Source organism: Acetobacter sp. AN02 (genome assembly GCF_029759835.1).
Taxonomy (GTDB): domain Bacteria; phylum Pseudomonadota; class Alphaproteobacteria; order Acetobacterales; family Acetobacteraceae; genus Acetobacter.
Genome location: NZ_JAJJND010000185.1, coordinates 1 through 1108, shown reverse-complemented (window position 1 = coordinate 1108; position 1108 = coordinate 1). Strand labels below are relative to the sequence as shown.

Below are 1108 nucleotides of genomic sequence, written 5' to 3'. Positions count from 1 at the left end.
CGTTCCCACTGATCGTCGCGTAAACCGTAACGCCGCATCTGTCTGTCTCCATCAAAACCGGGAAAACAGTCTGCACACACAGCCACAAAGTACAACCCTCACGTGCCGCAATCAGCCCTTAACTGACGACACGCCGTAAGGTGATTTCAGGACACTTCCTGTCAGAAGACAGGAACAGAACCTTTGAGCATTTCTTCAGATATTTCCGGACATCCGCCAGACAGCGGAGAAGCTCTTCAGATTGCGGGGCGACTTGAGGAAGCGAGAGCGGCCTATCTGCGCGCGCTTGAACAGAAAGCTGATGATCCGAGACTTCTCAGCAATTATGGCGGTCTGCTGTTTGCCCTGGGAGAATTTCGTGAAGCTTCCGGGATTCTGATGAAAGCGGTTGCTCTTAAGGCAGATTTTCCTGATGCGTGGTCCAATCTCGGGAATACTTTTCTGCAACTTCAGAAATACGGTGAGGCGATTGATGCCTATACGCGGTGTCTGCGGCTGCAGCCGGGGCATCGAATGGCACTCAGCAACCTTGGCGTGGCGCTGGACGGGCTGGGAGAGCATGCTGCGGCTCTGAACTTCCATAATACGGCCATCCGGATTGATCCGGATAATCCCGAGAGCCGGACCAACCGGGCCATCAGCCTTCTTGCTGCAGGTGATTATCCGGAAGGATTTCGGGAATATGAATGGCGCTGGAAGTCCCGTACGACAAAGCAGCATGGGATTCTCACGCCTTTATGGGATGGAACGCCTTTTGAAGGGCGCACGCTTCTGATCCATACCGAAGGCGGATTTGGCGACGTGCTTCAGTTCGCGCGCTTTATTCCCATGACGAAGGCGCGTGGCGGTCGTGTGGTTCTCCGGATCCGTCCGGAACTGAGGACGCTTCTGTCCCGAATTCCCGGCGTTGATATGATCGTTTCCGATCAGGAGCCGGTTCCTCCGCATGATTTTCAGATTCCTGTGCTGAGTCTGCCTCTGGCTCTGAGGATTACGACAGCGACGATCCCGTTTGCTCAGGGTGACGTGCTCCCCGAAAATGTAACCATTTAAAAGTAGAGTCCGATCGAGAAGGATACGGACGAATGAAACGCAGTCGTTTTACGGA

General features: G+C 54.1%; 1 protein-coding gene. It reads left to right on the top strand.

Annotated features, from left to right (window positions below; all coding sequences use genetic code 11):
* Positions 1 to 183: 183 nt before the first annotated feature.
* A complete protein-coding gene (locus LOC54_RS12275; protein WP_279314059.1) occupies positions 184 to 1053 on the top strand; it encodes a tetratricopeptide repeat protein in 870 nt (289 codons plus the stop codon).
* Positions 1054 to 1108 lie beyond the last annotated feature (55 nt).